The sequence below is a fragment of the Vibrio campbellii CAIM 519 = NBRC 15631 = ATCC 25920 genome (assembly GCF_002163755.1).
Lineage (GTDB): Bacteria > Pseudomonadota > Gammaproteobacteria > Enterobacterales > Vibrionaceae > Vibrio > Vibrio campbellii.
In genome coordinates this window covers 3,116,610-3,135,308 of record NZ_CP015863.1, presented here as the reverse complement: position 1 = coordinate 3,135,308, position 18,699 = coordinate 3,116,610, and the positions used below count along the sequence as shown (strand labels likewise).

The window sequence follows — 18,699 nt, the reverse complement described above, 5'->3', positions numbered from 1 at the left end:
AACTTATAGGCCTTTCTGAGGCTAACCCACAAACTGTATTAAGAAAGTATCCTCGGTTGTATAGAGCTCGCGAGAAGGCCGTGTATAACAGTTTTTAAAGAGAGAAGGTGTATAGAGTGAAATGGGTATGGGGTTGATTAATTTGAAATAAGACAGAGAAAGTTAAGAAACCTTTTGGATTCTTAAGTTGGTAGAGTGCTGTAGTTTCACATCAGGAATACTACCGTGGTGAAGCGTTACTTGGTTGCGCCCCGAGTGCTTCGAGTAATACATAGCTTTATCGGCGTTAACCATGAGCTCCATAGTGCTAGATACTTGCTCATCATATTCTGCGACGCCAATGCTTACAGTTGTACTGATCTCAATACCATCAACTTTACATGGCGCATTTTGAATCGCCTCTCTTATCCTCTCTGCTACATCATAGGCTTGTATTGCACTAGTGTTAACTAAGATCACAGCAAACTCTTCTCCTCCTAAGCGACCAATAAAGTCACTACCGCGAATTGCTCGCTGGCAGATCTTGGCTACGTGATGGATCACTTGATCCCCAGAGAAGTGGCCGACTTGATCATTAATCTCTTTAAAGTGGTCGATATCGATCATTATGCAGGAGAGTGTTTGAGACGGTCGCAAATGTGAGCTCATAGCCTTATCTAGGCTGGTTAAGAATGCTCGTCGATTCAATACACCAGTTAGTTCATCGGTCTCTGAGAGCTCTTTCAAGCGCTTTTCAAGTAGGTGGGTTTTCGTAACGTCACGGACAGACCAAATTACCCAATTCTCGCCACTTTGTAGGCTTTCTACAGGCTTGATGATTGCTTCAAACCAGGTCTCTTCTGGATTGTTTAACGCCTCCAGTTCTTCTATTGGCATTAGTAGGTGATCTTGCAGTGCGATACTGTATTTGACGACTTTTGGCTCGTTAGAGTGGAGTACATCACCAATATAACCAAGCAACTCAGCGGCTTTGCTTGTCGACAAAACATCGTTCAACTTGAGGTTGGTATAGCTTTGCGCACTGAAGTACTTTGAATGGTAAGTGCCACCGAAACTTTCGATATAGCGACCTTGTTCATTGAGGATAAAGACATGATCAGGGAGGCTATTCAATATGGCATGGAGCCAATCTTCCCTTTCTTTGTAAATCACGAGGTTAGTTCCTTTATCCAATGTAAGTCTTTGATTATATCTGTTTATATTGAGTTCACAATCAATACCGATCACAGTTCAATGTATCAGATTTGACTAATGTTTACACAGAATATGAGGAGCGCAGAGCTGGATGGCTTAAAAATACCTGAAGATTCTTGAAGGCAATAAAAAAGGCTTAACCATTGCTGGCCAAGCCTTTTTTACAAAAATACTGTATGAACGTATTAGTTCATGCCGTATTTTTTAAGTTTCTTGCGAAGAGTACCGCGGTTGATACCCATCATAGTTGCTGCGCGAGTTTGGTTACCGCGAGTGTACTGCATGATGGTATCTAGTAGTGGCTGTTCAACTTCAGCTAGAACTAATTCGTATAGTTCTGTTACTTCCTGGCCGTTTAGTTGAGCTAGGTAGTTTTTAAGAGACGCTTTAACAGAGTCACGTAAAGGCTTTTGAGTAATCTGGTCTTGTGACGTTACTGTAGTTACTGTTAATGCTTCTGAAGTCAGATTTTGTTCGAACATATTCGGTCTAGCTCTTCTCTTAATTATGATGCAACGTTATCAAAATAACCCTCTAACGCCTCAAGTTGCAGCTCAGCTGCGTCGATAGCGTTGAAGGTACGGCGAAACTCACTTGCTTGCTCATGCTCTTTTAGATACCACCCAACGTGCTTGCGCGCGATACGTGGACCTAAGAACTCTCCATAGAAACCATGCAGAGCGTTAACATGACCAAGCATAATGGCTTTCACTTCCTCACTTGGAAGCTCATCCATTGTGGTGCCGTTTTCCAAATAGTGATGGATTTCCTGGAAAATCCAAGGACGACCTTGGGCAGGACGTCCAATCATTAAAGCGTCTGCACCGGTGTACTCCAGTACAAACTTCGCTTTCTCCGGGCTATCGATATCACCGTTTGCGATAACCGGAATGGATATAGCTTGTTTAACCGCTTTAATGCTGTCGTATTCGGCCTCACCTTTGTACATACACGCTTTTGTTCTGCCATGCAGTGCAAGAGCCTGTATGCCGCAGTCTTCGGCTAATTTAGCGATGTGAACACAGTTTTTGTTTTCTGTGTTCCAGCCAGTACGGGTCTTTAACGTTACAGGAACGTCTACCGCGTCCACTACCGCAGTCAAAATCTCTTTGATTATGTCTGGGTATTGAAGCAGCGCAGAACCCGCCAGCTTCTTATTCACTTTCTTTGCTGGGCAGCCCATGTTGATGTCGATGATTTGTGCACCGTTTTCAACACTGAATTGAGCTGCATCGGCCATAAGCTGTGGATCGGAACCGGCAATCTGTACAGAGCGAATGCCCGATTCGCCTTCATGCACCATGCGCTGTTTCGACTTTGACGTTCCCCATAGCTTCGGGTTAGCAGACATCATTTCACTGACGGCCATTCCCGCACCATAGCGAAGACACAACTCGCGAAACGGTCTATCCGTTACACCAGCCATAGGGGCTACGATTAGATTGTTCTTAAGTTGATAGTTTCCGATTTTCAAAACGTCATCACAGTTCTGTACCAGCAAGGGCGCGCATTTTACGCATTTTTTTACTGCGTGAAAAGACTAATATTTGAGCATTTACAAATTGTTTTTGTAATTTGTATGAAATTCAAACAATTAGCCCTGAAAACCTTATCTAGCCTTGCTTACGACCAGAGATGCGACACCATTCACTTTGCTCTGCGATTGGGTCAATGTGAAGCTCGTCACGGTAATGGTTCGCTACATCTTCTGCTTGAGTGTCTAAAACCCCCGACATTGCAAGGTCGCCATTTGGCTTCACTAGACCTTTAATGATTGGTGCTAGTTCACGTAGTGGGCCTGCAAGAATGTTTGCAACCACAACGTCTGCAATTAGACCTTCAGGTTGGTTTTGAGGTAGGAACACTTCAAGTTGATCGGCTACACCATTACGTTCAGCGTTGTCGCGAGATGCTTGCAGTGCTTGAGGATCAATGTCGATCCCGATAACTTTTTCAGCGCCTAGTTTGATCGCTGCGATCGCTAGGATGCCTGAACCACAGCCGAAGTCGATTACTGTCTTACCTGATAGATCGAGACCCTCTAGCCACTCAAGACAAAGTGCTGTCGTTGGGTGAGTACCTGTACCGAATGCAAGGCCTGGATCGAGCATTACGTTTACTGCGTCTGGCTCTGGAATTTCACGCCAGCTTGGGCAAATCCATAGACGTTCGCCGAACTTCATTGGGTGGAAGTTTTCCATCCACTCGCGTTCCCAGTCTTTGTCTTCTAGCTGTTCTACTTTGTAAGCAAAATCGTCCGCTAGCATGTTGCTTGCTTTGATTTGAGTGATGATGAAGTTTGTATCAGCTTCTGCATCGTACAGTGCCAGAATGTCAGTATCGCCCCATAAGCGAGTCTCGCCAGGTAGAGGTTCGAATACAGGCGTATCCTGCGCGTCTAGGAATGTTACAGACAGCGCACCAGTCTCTTCCATTAGCATGTCGCCGATTTGCTCAGCGTTTTCATTGGTCGCATTGAGTTTGATTTGAATCCAAGGCATTTGTTTTTGCTCTTAAAGTGAATGAAGTGGCGCAGAGTTTACCAGAACTCTACGATTTGTTTGAGTATAGACTTTATACAAAACAAAAATGCCCACAGATGTGGGCATTTATTATGAGGTTAGCGGAGGCTTATTGTAGGCCTAGCTTCTTCTCTAGGTAGTGAATGTTTGCACCACCGTGCTGGAAGTTCTCATCATTCATGATTGACTCTTGTAGAGTAACGTTAGTCTTGATGCCTTCAATGATCATCTCGCCTAGTGCGTTCTTCATACGTGCAATCGCTACATCACGGTTCTCACCGTAAGTGATCAGTTTACCAATCATTGAATCGTAATGAGGTGGTACTGTGTAGCCTGTGTAAATGTGAGATTCCCAACGAACACCCATACCGCCTGGCGCGTGGAAGCGTTCAATCTTACCCGGTGAAGGTAGGAAACGCTCTGGGTCTTCTGCGTTGATACGACACTCAATCGCATGGCCGCGGATCTTGATGTCATCCTGAGTGAATGACAATGGCTGACCTGCTGCTACGCGTAGCTGTTCTTTAATTAGGTCAACGCCGGTAACCATTTCTGTTACTGGGTGCTCAACCTGAATACGAGTGTTCATTTCGATGAAGTAGAATTCACCGTTCTCGTATAGGAATTCGAACGTACCTGCGCCGCGGTAACCGATTTCCAGACATGCACGAGTACAACGTTCACCGATGTACTTACGCATCTCTTCTGTGATACCTGGTGCTGGTGCTTCTTCAACAACCTTCTGGTGACGACGCTGCATAGAACAGTCACGTTCACCTAGGTGGATAGCACCGCCTTGGCCATCAGCAATCACTTGTACTTCAACGTGACGAGGGTTTTCTAGGAATTTCTCCATGTAAACCATGTCGTTGTTGAACGCCGCTTTTGCTTCTGCACGCGTCATAGCGATAGCTTGAACAAGTTCCGCTTCAGAACGTACAACACGCATACCACGACCACCGCCGCCACCAGAGGCTTTGATGATTACTGGGTAGCCGATACGCTTAGCGTGAGCTTTGTTTTTGTCTTCGTCGTTATCTAGTGGACCGTCAGAACCTGGTACACAAGGAACGCCTGCTTTTTTCATTGCGTTGATTGCTGACACTTTGTCACCCATCATGCGGATGGTGTCTGCTTTAGGACCAACGAAGATGAAACCGCTGCGCTCTACTTGCTCAGCAAAGTCTGCGTTCTCAGATAGGAAGCCGTAACCCGGGTGAATCGCAATTGCACCCGTCACTTCTGCTGCAGAAATGATACGAGGGATGTTTAGGTAGCTGTCGATACCACGAGCAGGACCGATACATACGGTTTCGTCTGCAAGTAGTACGTGCTTAAGATCGCGGTCAGCTGTTGAGTGCACTGCCACAGTCTTAATGCCTAATTCTTTACAAGCGCGAAGGATACGAAGTGCAATTTCACCTCGGTTCGCGATGACTACTTTATCTAGCATAAGGCAAGCCCCGCTTATTCGATTACAACTAGTGGTTGGTCGAATTCAACTGGCTGGCCGTCTTCAACTAGGATTGCAGTTACAACACCTGATTTGTCCGCTTCGATTTGGTTCATCATTTTCATTGCTTCAACGATACATAGTGTGTCGCCAGCATTTACGCTCTGACCAACTTCAACGAATGATTTCGCGTCTGGACTTGGAGAGCGGTAGAAAGTACCAACCATTGGAGAAAGAACTTGGTGACCTGCAGGAACTGCTGCTGGTGCTTCTGCTGCCATTGCTGGTGCGTCTGCTACTGGGGCTGCTGCCACTGGCGCAGGTGCTGCTACTGGAGCTGCTGCGTAATGAACTGGAGCTGGAGCTGCAGGGCCACTACGGCTGATGCGCACTGACTCTTCACCTTCAGAGATTTCTAGCTCAGCAATGCCAGACTCTTCAACTAACTCGATTAGCTTCTTGATTTTACGAATATCCATCTTTTCTTTCTCTTTTATCTTGTGATTAAGACAACCCAAAAGGGCTGCAGAGTGTTTGGTTTACTTTGCCTGCAATTTCGCGATTGCTGCAGACAGAGCGAATTCATAACCTTGTGCACCTAAGCCACAAATCACCCCTTCTGCTTTATCAGACAGATAAGAGTGATGACGGAACGGCTCACGAGCATGAACGTTCGATAGGTGCACTTCGATAAATGGGATGGCTACGCCAAGTAATGCATCACGCAGCGCGACACTGGTATGAGTGAAAGCCGCTGGGTTGATGATAATGAAGTCCACTTTGCCGTACGCAGCGTGGATAGCTTCAATCAGTTCGTACTCACGATTCGATTGCAGGTGTTCAACTTCCACCCCAGAGTTGTGAGCTTGTTCAGTCAATGCGTCAACAATCTGTGCTAGGGTGTTGTTACCGTAATGTGTCGGTTCACGCAGACCTAATAGATTAAGATTTGGTCCGTTTAGAACTAGAATCCGTGACTTTGCAGACATTATGTTGCCATCTTCCTTTATCGTGAGTGGAACGTTTATATTCCCAAATATACGATAATTCAGCACGATTTTTTTGTTAAAACCGAGCAAATTTTAAAAAATCGACCAAGATTATAGCTAATTCACAGCAATTAGCAGCAATTTACTGGTCTAATCTCCCAATAGCCCCCGTCGTTTCTGTAACCAAGTTAACAAAAACAACATAATTGCCACGTGCTTTTTGTGGTTTATTTTGCGTCCACGCACAAAAAAGCCACCATATGCAATGGTGGCTTTTAGAGCTAGCGTTTAAAACGGAGGCTGGGTGTTATGCCAGTTCTGCCTTCTCTGCAATTAGCTTGTCTACAACACTTGGATCGGCCAGTGTTGAAGTATCACCTAGGTTGCTGGTATCACCCGTTGCAATCTTACGTAGGATGCGACGCATGATTTTACCGGAGCGTGTTTTTGGTAGAGAGTCTGTCCAGTGCAGTACGTCTGGCGTTGCGATTGGGCCAATCTCTTTACGTACCCAGTCTTTCACCTCTTTGTGCAGCTCAGCTGATGGGAATTCACCATCATTAAGCGTGACGTATGCGTAAATTGCCTGACCTTTGATGTCATGAGGGATACCGACAATCGCCGCTTCCGCAATTTTATCGTGTGCAACGAGTGCTGACTCAATCTCTGCGGTACCCATTCGGTGACCAGAGACGTTCAATACGTCATCTACACGACCTGTAATCCAGTAATAGCCATCTTCGTCACGACGAGCACCATCACTGGTGAAGTACATGCCTTTGAAGGTAGAGAAGTAGGTTTGCTCAAAGCGCTCATGGTCGCCGTAAACGGTGCGCATCTGACCTGGCCATGAATCAAGGATCACCAAGTTACCTTCTGCTGCGGTTTCTTCGATGATGTTCCCCATGTTGTCCACCAGCGCTGGTTGTACGCCAAAGAATGGGCGAGTTGCAGAACCTGGTTTCAGGTCTGTTGCTCCCGGTAGTGGCGCAATCAAGATACCGCCTGTCTCTGTTTGCCACCAAGTATCAACGATCGGTGAGTTTTCATTACCGATGGTCTTGTAGTACCACTCCCATGCTTCAGGGTTGATAGGTTCACCTACTGAGCCCATTACACGCAAACTTGAACGAGATGTTCCGGCTACCGCTTCGTTACCTTTCGCCATTAGGGCGCGAATCGCTGTTGGTGCAGTGTAGAGAATGTTTACTTGATGCTTATCAACCACTTCACTCATGCGAGCTGTGCTTGGGTAGTTTGGTACACCTTCGAACAGAATGGTTTTCGCACCGTTCGCTAGTGGACCGTAAATGAGGTAAGTGTGACCTGTAATCCAACCCACGTCCGCCGTACACCAGAACGTTTCACCTTCTTGGTAATCGAACACGTACTTGAAGGTCATGGTCGCGTACACTAGGTAACCACCTGTGGTGTGCAGCACGCCTTTTGGCTTACCTGTTGAGCCTGAAGTGTAAAGAATGAACAGAGGGTCTTCCGCTTTCATCTCTTCTGGTGGACATACGTCAGAAACAACAGCCGTTGCTTCGTGCCACCAAACGTCACGGTGCTCGTGCCAATCAATGTCACCGCCCGTACGTTTTAGAACGACAACTTTGTCGATGGTTTTTACTTCTGGGTTTGTCAGTGCTTCATCAACGTTTTTCTTCAGTGGCACTGCGCGACCACCACGAACGCCTTCGTCAGCAGTGATAACGATTTTCGCATCTGAGTCGATGATACGACCGGACAGGGCTTCTGGCGAGAAACCACCAAATACCACGGTATGAACCGCACCAATACGCGTACATGCCAGCATTGCGATAGCCGCTTCTGGCACCATTGGCATGTAAAGACAAACCACGTCGCCTTTGTGCACGCCTTGTTCTTTTAGTGCGTTAGAGAACTTACACACTTCTTTGTGCAGTTCATTGAATGTGAGGGTTTTGTCGTCGGCAGGATCATCGCCTTCCCAGATGATCGCGACTTCATCGCCACGCTCGGCAAGGTGGCGGTCAATACAGTTTGCAGATACGTTCAGCGTGCCGTCTTCGAACCAACGAATGTCGACGTGACCAGTATCGAACGAGGTGTTTTTAACTTGAGTGAATGGCTTAATCCAATCGACAACTTTACCGTGTTCGCTCCAGAAGCCTTCAGGGTCGCTTACCGACTGCTGATACATGGCTAGGTAAGTGTCATTATCCGCATGCGTATGGTTTTTAATGTTTTCTTTTACCGGATAAACGTGGGCTTCGCTCATGGCTTCTCTCCTTGTGCCTTTAATTCTCGACCTTCGTCTTTTGTAGGGCGGTTTCCGTTCTTTCGTCTGTGATTCATCAAGAACGTTGCTGTGCATATAACTGTCAGTCACAGCGCGTATTTCCACAATTAGACTTTAGGATGAGAGTGAGGAATGCGCCGCGATATTGCTGAATTTAAAGCGAATGTGGGAGGTGGATCGAAAGCTGAGTATTGAACCTATTGGGTATAAGGCACGCTCAGGTTTGGTAAATCGCCTTTGGTGAGACGCACATACACTAAAGCGGCGGATTTTGCATCCTGCAGGGCATCGTGTTTGTCTTGAATCGGCAGTTCAAGGTGCTTACAAATCGCATCAAGACTTAAGTCGAAGTAGGCGTTAGGCAAATGACGTTCGAGCTTATCGTGATAAACCTGGCTTACTTCGATGAGCGGGTTCGGTAGTGGAAAGCCTAAATGCCTCAGACAAGCGAGGTCGAGGATCTTTTTGTCGTAGCGAATGTGGTAGCCAACTAAAGGACGATTGCCGATAAAGTCGAGCAGCTTGATGAGTGCTTCTTTTTCGCTGATGCCATCCACCAAATCTTGGTGGCGGATATGGTGAATTTTCACTGAACCTGAATCGAGTGATTGCGGGGCGCGCAGTCGAACTTCGAACGGTTTACTGGTGATGATTCGATTATCGATGATTTTGGTCGCAGCGATGGTGACCAGCTCGGCTCTATTTGAGTCCAAGCTGGTGGTTTCGCAATCGAGAGAGACAAACTCACCTTTTTGCGGCGAACAAAACAGTGGCTGATAAGGTGAGCCCTTCAGTTTGTAATGCCAGTATTTCCTTTGTAGCCAATTCATCCCTGTTACCTCTCGTCTTATTTGCCTAAAAGACTCTAATCACGGATTTGATAATGGAAGCCTAAGAACTGCTTAAACTTCTTCACCACATGTAAGCTGTGGCGCAGCAGGTCTCGTTCTGTTCGGTCTAACTGTTTGATGTCGATATTGTTCAGTGCTTCCTGCTTACTCAATTGCTGGTTCAAGCGGATCTTGAGGAACAGCTTCAGTGCCTCATTGAGGTTATCGGCGGTTTCTGGTTCTAAGATGCGTTTGTTTCTCAGTGCTTCGATACGCTCGAGGGTGTTCTTCTCTTCAATCGCGTATTCCAATGCCAAAGTGCGAATGCCATGCACGATTGGAAAGATGCCGCCGCGCTTTATATCCAGCCCATCTTTAGCACTTTTTACGTTACCAAACAGAGTAAGAGGCACGGAAAATTGCAGAGCAGGGCGAGTGAAATCGGACAGAATCAACATACGATCTTTCATGCTATCTCTGAGGTGCTCGGCGATAGGCGTGAGCAACTCTCGATTGCCTGCGACCGCATGGGCATCACTGAAGATGGCTAAATCCATGATTTGTTCAGGCTGTGCTTTAGCAATCCAACCATCGAGCGCTTTAATCCATTCTTGCTGCGTTCGAACCCACTTCGGATTGTTAACCATGACTTTGCCAGGGCAGAGTGGGTAACCCAGTTGCTGCAAGGTGTGTGTGAGGGTTTGCATCACTTCGGCGCAGTGTTCCCATTCCAGCCCATCTTGGATGATCAGTGCATTATCTTGATCGGTCTTGAGGATTTGTTCTCCACGACCTTCCGAGCCAAGCACAATCAGACAACAGTGATCGTGCAGTGCTGGTGGCACCACGAGCTCAAACGCTTTTTCGATGATTTGTTCATTTACAGCAGATATCAGCTCCATGATGAAGCGAGTGCGGATACCATTGGTCAGCAAGCTGTCCACCAACTGACGCTGTCGATTGGAAGCAAGGGCTAACTCTTCCACGCTGCTAGCTCTCGCTATGCTGAGTGTCAGTACGTGTGAGTGAGTGGAAAACGCACTGAGGATTTGCGTCATGTCCAACATACCGACCGCTTGATTGCCTTCGCACACCATTAGACGTTTCATGCGATTGCGTGTCATGGTGATCATGGCGTTAAACAAGAAGTCATCATCATCCACGTGATAAACAGGGAAGGTCGCAATCTCACTCACTGGCGTATCGAGTGGGTGGTCGTCAAGCATCACGGCATGGAGCATATTGGTTCGCGTCACTATCGCGTAGGGATGCGCCGATGGATGTTGCTCTAGGCGTGGGTCAGCTTGGTTAAGCTGAACCAAAGCTGCGTCAATGCCATTGTCTTTGAGTGTTTTGGTGACCTGATTAATTGGCATATCAGCAGCTAATAGCATCGGTGGATGATAGATGCTGCTATCGACTTTAGTCAGAATGAATTCGGCAAGGTTTTGCTGTTGCTGAGCCGCTTCAATGAGGGCTTGGCGTTTGGATAAGTTGTTATCGAAGTAGGCGGCGAATTGTCCGTTCTCGTTATACAGCTCAAGAAACACGTCCTTGGGCAGCAAGTACGACAGGGTATCCTCCAGTGCCACATACTGATGGCGGACGCTTTCTTCAAACAAAGAGCGCACATCAAACATGTCGTCATTAGCGTAGTGAGCAAACACTTCGTCATGATCTTTTGAGCGCTCTTCTACAGCGCCTTTAATTAGCACGTGTAGGTGAGGGTTGTCTTGCCCACAAGCTAATATGACATCTCGCGTTCGGTAGTACGCCACATCAAGAGACGAGCGCAATCGATTTTGCTGCGAGTCAGTTAGGCGGTCGAACGGTGGAGATTGCATGTTAAATTTGTCAGGCATGAGAGCACCTAAATTTGGTAGGAACACATTCCCAAGTCTGACCAATTTCCCTGCCGAAGCCAGACGACTTTGGTCTAAATCGTCACAATCTAATTTTGCATTTCGAGATCCTGTGCCATTGAGGAAACGGTAAGTTGCCGATTCTTCCCTTTTTCTATTACGCATTGCGATCCATAATTCCGCGTCCCAAACGTTTACGTGTCGGAAGTCGTTAGTTTTTTCGTTTTTTAGGATGTCAGTGATGTTGAAACCCTCTCCGTATGGCTGGATTTCCCAGTACTTTCTCGGATTCTTTTTTGCGTATGGCGTGTATCTGCCATTTTGGTCGTTGTGGTTTAAAGAGCAGGGTGTTTCTCCGACAGATATTGGTCTGTTGGTTGGTTTGGGCTTAGCGACGCGCTGTGTGGCGAACATGGTACTTACGCCACGTTTGCATAAGGTTGAGCACATTATGCCAGCGCTACGCTGGTTCAGTTTTGCTGCCCTCATTTTTGTTGGTTTCCACTTTTTCACTGGCGGTAATTTCTGGTTAATGGCGCTTGCCACCGTCTTGTTTAACTTATGTTGTGGTCCTGTCGTGCCTCTGTCTGATGCTATGGCGAACTACTACGCTCGTTTGAAGATGCTCGATTACGGTCGCACCCGTTTATGGGGTTCGGTTGCCTTTATTGCTGGCTCGACAGTGGTGGGTTACTTGGTAGCAGAGTTTGGCTCGGACATGATTTTGTACACGGCAATGGTCGGTGTGTTTGTCTCGCTCTTGTTTGCGATGCGTAACACCAATCCAATGCCGGTGACACGTGGCGGTCAACATTCTGAGCGTCCAAAACTCTCAGCATTGCTGACGGACAAGCCAGTCGTGAAGTTCCTGGTGCTGATGGCGTTAATCCAAGGCAGCCATGCGGCATACTACGGTTTTAGTGCGATTCACTGGAAAGCGGCTGGTCACTCAGAAGACGTGATTGGTTACTTGTGGAGCCTAGGCGTCGCAGCTGAAGTTGCTGTGTTTGCTCTGAGTAAGCGTCTATTCGCTGGCTGGTCTCTGCGTACTCTGTTTGTCGTGGCGGCTGGTGGTGTGATGCTACGCTGGGGAATGACAGCTGCAACAACCTCTATTTTGGCGCTGGTAGTGGTGCAAATGCTTCACGGCGTGACGTTTGCAATGGCGCATATTGCTGCGATTCAATACATCCAAAACTCAGCAGAGAACAAGATGGTGGCATTACAGGCATTGTACAACGCGATTCCACTGGGTGCGTTTATCGCGCTGATGACGGTGATCAGTGGCTGGGGTTACGAGCACTGGGGCGCAAATATCTTCTGGTTGATGGCGGCGATGGGTTTTGTGGCGTTGTTCATCAAAGTTGAGCCTCAAAATGATGAAAGCAACGTGGTTGACCTCTCAGCTAATGCCTCCGAAGCGCAGAATTAAGCTTCTGTGACAGAGATTAAAAACTAACCTTTGTCTCTGTTGTGAAAGCAGTGTTAAATGAAACCTCTCCCTTATGGAGAGGTTTTTTTATTCCTTGCTTGAAAAACAGCAAGAAAGGCGAGAAAAGTAAGAAAGGATATCGGATGCAAGGGTGGCTAGTGATTCCCGTTTCTTTGGCGTATTTGGGAGTCCTGTTTTTAATCGCTTGGTACGGTGACAAACAAAAGAGATGGTTAGCGCGTTGGCGACCATGGATCTACAGTTTGTCGATTGCAGTGTACTGTACATCGTGGACCTTTTACGGCACGGTCGGACAGGCGAGCAACAACCCTTGGTCCTTCCTACCCATCTATATCGCGCCGATCATCGTGTTTACCATCGGTTGGCGCGTGCTCGCTCGGCTGATCTTGATTGCCAAGCGCGAGCACATCACCTCCATTGCCGATTTCATTGCCGCCCGCTATGGTAAATCACAAGGTTTGGCGGTGGTTGTCACCTTAATCGCCGTGGCCGGCATTCTTCCATATATCGCTTTGCAATTGCGTGGCATCACTATGGGGTTGGAGATCATCGCGCCAGATTTAGCATCTGATCTCAGTTATCAAAACTATAGCGTGTCTTGGTTTGTGGTGGGGGCGATGGCGATCTTCACCATGCTGTTTGGTACGCGTCATATCGATAACACCGAACATCACCGCGGCATGATGATGGCAATCGCGTTTGAATCAGTACTCAAGCTGGTGGCGTTTTTAGTGGTGGGCGTGTTTATTGTTTGGCTTGCGATGGATACCGAGAGCTTCCATCTCGTCGATATTGCCGCTGAAACCTATGAATCACCCAATATTCCGACTTTGTTGATTCATACCATTCTGACTATGCTGGCGATTGTCTGTTTGCCACGTCAGTTCCACACCATGGTGGTCGAGAATGAACGCGCGCAAGACTTGCACGTCGCTCGTTGGTTGTTCCCACTGTATCTGATTCTGATGGGCGTTTTCGTTCTGCCAATCGCGTGGGTAGGGCAAAGCCTATTGAGTGGTAGCCCTGCCGATACGTACGTGATCAGTGTGCCGATGGCGGTGGGTGCGAATGACATCGCTTTGCTGGCATTTTTGGGCGGTACTTCGGCGGCAAGTGGCATGGTCATCGTCTCGACCATTGCCTTAGCGATCATGGTATCGAACGATTTGGTGATGCCGCTGATTCTGCGTCGGATGAAGTTATCAAAGCGTAATCATCACCATTTTTCTAAGCTGTTATTACGTATACGTCGCGGACTTATTCTACTTCTTTTGATTGGTGCATGGGGCTTTTATCAGGCTTTAGATAGTATCCACTCACTCTCTGCGATAGGTTTTCTCTCGTTTGCTGCGATTACCCAGTTCGCTCCGTCTCTGCTTGGCGGTATGTACTGGCGTCAGGGCAACAAGAAAGGCGTGTATGTCGGTTTGCTGGTGGGTTTCACCATTTGGTTGATTACTTTGATGAGCCAAACCGACATGCTGGCGGGCGATGCAACCAACAACTTGCTGATTTGGCTGATCACGCCACCGGATTTATTGGCAGGCTTTGATATTGCCGTTTCTGACTGGGGTATGATCCTCAGCGTGGTGGCAAATGCTGCCTGTTTTGTCGCGGTATCATTAGCTACGCGTCCAAGCATAAGTGAACGCTTACAATCGGCTTCATTCGTTGGTACGCCGTTGCCTGAAAGTGAAAACATCAGTTTGTATCAGAGCCGTGTGACGGTCAGTGAGCTGGAGATGTTAGCGTCACGATTTGTCGGCCGCACGCGAGTGAAATCTGCCTTCCAAACCTATTGGAGTCAGCAACGCGAAGAGCTGCTTCCCAATCAACAAGCCCCCTCTACCTTAATTCGACACACCGAACGTGTACTTGCCGGTGTGTTTGGTGCTTCTTCAGCTAAGTTAGTACTTACTTCTGCTTTACAAGGCAGAAACATGCAGCTTGAGGAAGTGGCGACCATCGTTGATGAAGCCTCAGAACTGTATGATTTCAGTCGTGGCTTACTGCAAGGGGCGATTGAACACATTGGACAAGGCATCGCAGTGGTCGACAAGCAATTAAGGCTGGTAGCGTGGAACCAACGTTATCTGGAGTTATTTGTTTTCCCGCCGGGATTGATTCAGGTCGGGCGTCCGATTGCAGATGTGATTCGTCATAATGCTGAGCAAGGTTTATGTGGTCCGGGTGACCCTGAAGATCACGTTCGTCGCCGTGTTTATCACCTTGAACAAGGCACGAGACATACCTCTTCCCGTGTGCGTCCAGATGGTCGCGTAATTGAAGTGCAAGGCAACCCAATGCCTGGTGGTGGTTTCGTTATGAGCTTTACCGATATCACCGTCTTCCGCGATGCAGAGCAAGCTCTGAAAGACGCTAATGAGACACTAGAAGAACGCGTTCGTGCTCGTACTCGTGAGTTGGAACAACTGAACAAACAACTAGTGGCAGCGACGCAACGTTCTGAACATGAGTCGCAGTCTAAGTCGCGCTTCTTAGCCGCGGTGAGTCATGACTTGATGCAGCCGCTGAATGCCGCACGACTGTTTGCTTCTTCGTTGTCGGAAGTGGCCAAAGACAGTGAAACCCAAAAGCTATCGACCCACATTGAGAGTGCGTTGGGGGCGGCGGAAGATTTGATTGGTGACTTGCTGGATATTTCACGTTTGGAATCGGGCAAGTTGGACGTCAATGTGCATGGCTTTGCAGTCAATGATGTATTAGCTAACTTGAATGCTGAATTCAGCGCACTAGCGAAACAACAAGGTATTGAGTTCACCATGATCCCATCGTCTTTGATGGTGAAATCCGACCCGAAATTGCTGCGCCGTGTGGTACAGAACTTCCTTACCAATGCATTCCGTTATAGCCCGAGTGGTAAAGTAGCGCTTGGTGTGCGTCGCGTACAAGGCCGAGTGCGTATCGATGTGTGGGATAACGGCATGGGCATCGAAGAAGAGAAGCAACAAGAGATCTTCGAAGAATTTAATCGCGGTACTCAAGTCCGTTCAGACCAAGGTTTGGGGTTAGGTTTGGCTATTTCGAAAGGTATTGCTCAAGTACTAGGGCATGAAATCTCGATGCGTTCTTGGTTCGGTAAAGGCAGTGTGTTCTCGATTACCTTAGATAAGGCAGAGAAGGTGCACATTCCGGCGGTCAAAGCGGTGAAGAGTGCACAATCCGATTTAAGCCATATTCGTGTCCTATGTGTTGATAACGAGCCGGATATTCTTGTTGGGATGGAAAACTTACTCTCGCGCTGGGGCTGCGACATTCGCATTGCGACTGATATTGTCGAGAGTCTTAAAACATTGGAAGACGACTGGCTGCCGGATGTGATTTTCTCCGATTACCGTTTAGATAATGGTCGGACGGGATTGGAAGTGTTGCAGCAATGTCGTTTGCGTTTTGGGGACCGCTTTGAAGGGGTGATCATCAGTGCCGATCGAACCGATGACATGATGGAAGGCATTAAAGCCAATGGGTTCAGTTTTATCGCCAAACCGGTGAAACCTTTGAAACTGCGCTCGGTACTCAATCGAGTCGCCTAGAAAAAAAAGACCTCCGATTGGAGGTCTTTTGCTTTAAAGGGGTAATCGGCCAGTGACTTATTCTGCCACCCCGCCTTGAGTCAGTTTGGCTGGATCGAGCAGTCTTTCTAATGTTGCACGATCCAAGTCTGTTTCTTCTTCTGCGACATCAATGATAGCGCGACCTTGTTTGTAGGCTTTCTTCGCTACTTCGGCTGCTTTTAGGTAGCCAATCACGGGGTTAAGTGCGGTGACCAGAATCGGGTTCTTCGCCAGTGCAACATCAAGGTTGTCTTGGCGCACTTCAAACGTCGCGATGGCTTTATCTGCCAAAGCTACGGCGCTGTTCGACAACAGTTCAATGCTTTCTAGTACATTGTGCGCAATCACTGGCAGCATCACGTTTAGCTGGAAGTTACCCGATTGACCGGCAACGGTAATGGTCGCGTCGTTACCAATCACTTGTGCAGACGCCATGGCTGCTGCTTCTGGAATCACAGGGTTTACTTTGCCCGGCATGATAGAAGAGCCCGGTTGCAAACCTTGCAGTTCAATTTCACCTAAGCCGGCTAGTGGGCCTGAGTTCATCCAGCGAAGATCGTTTGCGATCTTCATGATCGCAACTGCTGCTGTTTTGAGCTGTCCCGATAGGGCGACGATCGCATCCTGACTGCTGAGATTGAAGAAGAAGTTTTTGCTTGAAGCAAACTCGATGCGCGTTGATTGCGTTAGGTTATCAGCAAAAAGATCGGCGAAGCGTGGATCGGCGTTGATCCCTGTGCCCACCGCTGTTCCACCTTGGGCTAACGCTTTCACTGCTGGCAGTGTTTGCTCAATAGCTTGCTTAGCATGTTCAATTTGGAACTGCCAGCCGCCAAGCTCTTGGGCGAAGGTAATTGGCATCGCATCCATGAGGTGTGTGCGACCTGTTTTCACCACATCTTTTAGTGCTTGCTGCTTAGTCTCTAGTGTTTCACTTAAGTGAGACAGTGCAGGCAGTAGCTGTTTTTCAATCGCAATTGCAGAGCTGACTTGAATTGCAGTAGGCACTACGTCGTTACTGCTTTGACCCATGTTGACGTGATCATTTGGATTGACCGTTCCGCCTAGGTGCTCAGACGCCAATGTTGCAATCACTTCGTTGGCATTCATGTTTGAGCTGGTGCCTGAGCCGGTTTGGAATACATCGATAGGGAATTGGTCGAAGTGTTTACCATCAATGATGGCTTGCGCAGCATCGGCGATGGCATTGGCAATATCACCTTCTAGCAAGCCAAGTTGGGCATTGGTGAGCGCTGCGGTTTGTTTGATGTGGGCGAGTGCTTGGATAAAGCCCGTCGGCATGGTGTGTTTGCTAAAAGCAAAGTTATCGACAGCGCGTTGAGTTTGGGCTTGATACAAAGCGTTGGCAGGGACTTTGACTTCGCCCATGCTGTCCGCTTCGATACGGAATTCCGTGGTCATGTTAGGTTCCTTTTGTTTAATCGAGAGGCGTCTGTATCAGACGTAATTGTTGTTGTAATGAGAGAAATTTCACGTCGCCATCCTCAAATTGGTAGTAGTAACGTTTGAGGCAAAGTAGCGGTGTGTGAATAGAGTCGAGGCAGACTCGGCGGAAGATGCGGCTACGGGTTGGGTCTTGAATGGCATCCAGTAGATGGAAGTAGACTCGGCGTAAATACAGCTCACACAGCAACAGATTCTGGTGCTCTGCATCGTGATCGTAAATGGATGACAGCACCATTCCCCAATGGACGTAATCATGAATCACATCGGGTTCGAAACCGCTTGGAGCATACACGTGTAGGAATCGGTCTTGCGCTTTAAAAAATGCATTGTAGATGGCTTGGCTGCTGTCCATATTTACCTCGACACTCTAGATAATGATAATTATTATCAATAAATTGTCGATTAGCAACCACAGCTTTTTTAAGGAAATAACACAACAAAAAAAGCCGATACTCGGACTCAGTATCGGCTGAAGTAAATGAGCTCAATCCCTACAACTGAGCTCGGTATTTTTCGCGAGATAGGGCCGACCTCAAACAGCAGTGCTTGTTCAGAGGCCGATAAACTTACTGCTCTGTAAACAAGGTCTCGTATTTCACAAACGCGGTTTGCGTTTCACCGTAGTAAAGTGTGCCTTCCGATTGAATCGCAACACGTAGCCAACTGTCTGCTGATGCTGGCTTAGGTAAAGTGATGATCCAGTTTTGCCCGTCTTGGCCCGCTGGCGTCATATCGATTGGCTGTGCGTTTTGCTCTTGGCTATCCACCACTGACAGCTTCACCCCTTCCAGTGGATAAGCCGCATGCAAAGACAACTCCAAGCTATCTTGCGTCAGCTTTTCTGAGCGAAACTTCACTTTAAAGTCACCGTTCTCCATATCACACAAGCCACTGGTATAACGGCAATTCGATTTGCTGATCAGCTTGTAGCTTTCCCCTTCTTTAGCGGCATGAGGCTTTTCACTCAGAGCCATGTCTGTACCGAAATAAGCGATCAAAGACAAAATTGGGGCGATCAGCAGAGCGATAATAAAGTGCTTGTTTTTGAACATGTTGGCTTCCTTGCTACAACG

General features: G+C 47.7%; 15 protein-coding genes. 2 read left to right on the top strand and 13 right to left on the bottom strand.

The features are described from left to right. Nucleotides 1–162 precede the first annotated feature (162 nt). From A8140_RS15080 to A8140_RS15035, 10 genes are all read right to left on the bottom strand, one after another. The gene (locus A8140_RS15080) at nucleotides 163–1,152 is read right to left on the bottom strand and encodes a sensor domain-containing diguanylate cyclase (protein WP_005530864.1); all 990 of its coding nucleotides are present in this window, start codon (nucleotides 1,150–1,152) and stop codon (nucleotides 163–165) included. Between the two features lie 227 nt (nucleotides 1,153–1,379). After that, nucleotides 1,380–1,676, bottom strand: coding sequence for a DNA-binding transcriptional regulator Fis (fis, locus tag A8140_RS15075; RefSeq protein ID WP_000462885.1), 297 nt, complete (start codon nucleotides 1,674–1,676; stop codon nucleotides 1,380–1,382). A 23-nt stretch (nucleotides 1,677–1,699) separates the two neighbouring features. After that, the gene (gene dusB, locus A8140_RS15070) at nucleotides 1,700–2,668 is read right to left on the bottom strand and encodes a tRNA dihydrouridine synthase DusB (protein ID WP_005530866.1); all 969 of its coding nucleotides are present in this window, start codon (nucleotides 2,666–2,668) and stop codon (nucleotides 1,700–1,702) included. A gap of 139 nt (nucleotides 2,669–2,807) precedes the next feature. Then, a complete protein-coding gene (prmA, locus tag A8140_RS15065) occupies nucleotides 2,808–3,695 on the bottom strand; it encodes a 50S ribosomal protein L11 methyltransferase (protein WP_005530868.1) in 888 nt (295 codons plus the stop codon). A 130-nt stretch (nucleotides 3,696–3,825) separates the two neighbouring features. Then, complete coding sequence (gene accC / locus A8140_RS15060; RefSeq protein WP_005440401.1) at nucleotides 3,826–5,169, bottom strand: acetyl-CoA carboxylase biotin carboxylase subunit; 1,344 nt, start codon at nucleotides 5,167–5,169, stop codon at nucleotides 3,826–3,828. A gap of 14 nt (nucleotides 5,170–5,183) precedes the next feature. After that, the gene (accB, locus tag A8140_RS15055) at nucleotides 5,184–5,648 is read right to left on the bottom strand and encodes an acetyl-CoA carboxylase biotin carboxyl carrier protein (RefSeq protein ID WP_005530870.1); all 465 of its coding nucleotides are present in this window, start codon (nucleotides 5,646–5,648) and stop codon (nucleotides 5,184–5,186) included. Nucleotides 5,649–5,708: 60 nt separating this feature from the next. Further along, on the bottom strand, nucleotides 5,709–6,158 hold the full coding sequence (gene aroQ, locus A8140_RS15050) for a type II 3-dehydroquinate dehydratase (RefSeq protein ID WP_005530872.1): 450 nt from the start codon (nucleotides 6,156–6,158) through the stop codon (nucleotides 5,709–5,711). Between the two features lie 307 nt (nucleotides 6,159–6,465). Then, nucleotides 6,466–8,418, bottom strand: a complete 1,953-nt coding sequence (gene acs, locus A8140_RS15045; protein WP_005428764.1) for an acetate--CoA ligase — start codon at nucleotides 8,416–8,418, stop codon at nucleotides 6,466–6,468. Nucleotides 8,419–8,636: 218 nt separating this feature from the next. Beyond that, nucleotides 8,637–9,269: a 3'-5' exonuclease gene (locus A8140_RS15040; RefSeq protein ID WP_005530874.1), complete on the bottom strand. Its 633-nt coding sequence runs from the start codon at nucleotides 9,267–9,269 to the stop codon at nucleotides 8,637–8,639. A 35-nt stretch (nucleotides 9,270–9,304) separates the two neighbouring features. After that, nucleotides 9,305–11,131 (bottom strand): DUF294 nucleotidyltransferase-like domain-containing protein, encoded by a 1,827-nt coding sequence (locus A8140_RS15035; RefSeq protein WP_005530877.1) that lies wholly within the window; start codon nucleotides 11,129–11,131, stop codon nucleotides 9,305–9,307. A 241-nt stretch (nucleotides 11,132–11,372) separates the two neighbouring features. Here A8140_RS15035 and A8140_RS15030 point away from each other — a divergent pair, with 241 nt between their 5' ends. Then, complete coding sequence (locus tag A8140_RS15030) at nucleotides 11,373–12,563, top strand: 3-phenylpropionate MFS transporter (RefSeq protein ID WP_005530879.1); 1,191 nt, start codon at nucleotides 11,373–11,375, stop codon at nucleotides 12,561–12,563. Nucleotides 12,564–12,706: 143 nt separating this feature from the next. Then, nucleotides 12,707–16,138, top strand: coding sequence for a hybrid sensor histidine kinase/response regulator (locus tag A8140_RS15025; protein WP_005530881.1), 3,432 nt, complete (start codon nucleotides 12,707–12,709; stop codon nucleotides 16,136–16,138). Nucleotides 16,139–16,195: 57 nt separating this feature from the next. Here A8140_RS15025 and A8140_RS15020 read toward each other — a convergent pair whose 3' ends face one another. The 3 genes from A8140_RS15020 to A8140_RS15010 form a co-directional block, all read right to left on the bottom strand. After that, nucleotides 16,196–17,581 (bottom strand): class II fumarate hydratase, encoded by a 1,386-nt coding sequence (locus A8140_RS15020; protein WP_005530884.1) that lies wholly within the window; start codon nucleotides 17,579–17,581, stop codon nucleotides 16,196–16,198. Between the two features lie 16 nt (nucleotides 17,582–17,597). After that, on the bottom strand, nucleotides 17,598–17,978 hold the full coding sequence (locus tag A8140_RS15015) for a hypothetical protein (protein WP_005530885.1): 381 nt from the start codon (nucleotides 17,976–17,978) through the stop codon (nucleotides 17,598–17,600). A gap of 214 nt (nucleotides 17,979–18,192) precedes the next feature. Then, nucleotides 18,193–18,678 carry a hypothetical protein gene (locus A8140_RS15010; RefSeq protein WP_005428765.1) on the bottom strand — a complete coding sequence of 162 codons (486 nt, stop codon included), beginning with the start codon at nucleotides 18,676–18,678 and terminating at the stop codon, nucleotides 18,193–18,195. Nucleotides 18,679–18,699: the final 21 nt, after the last annotated feature.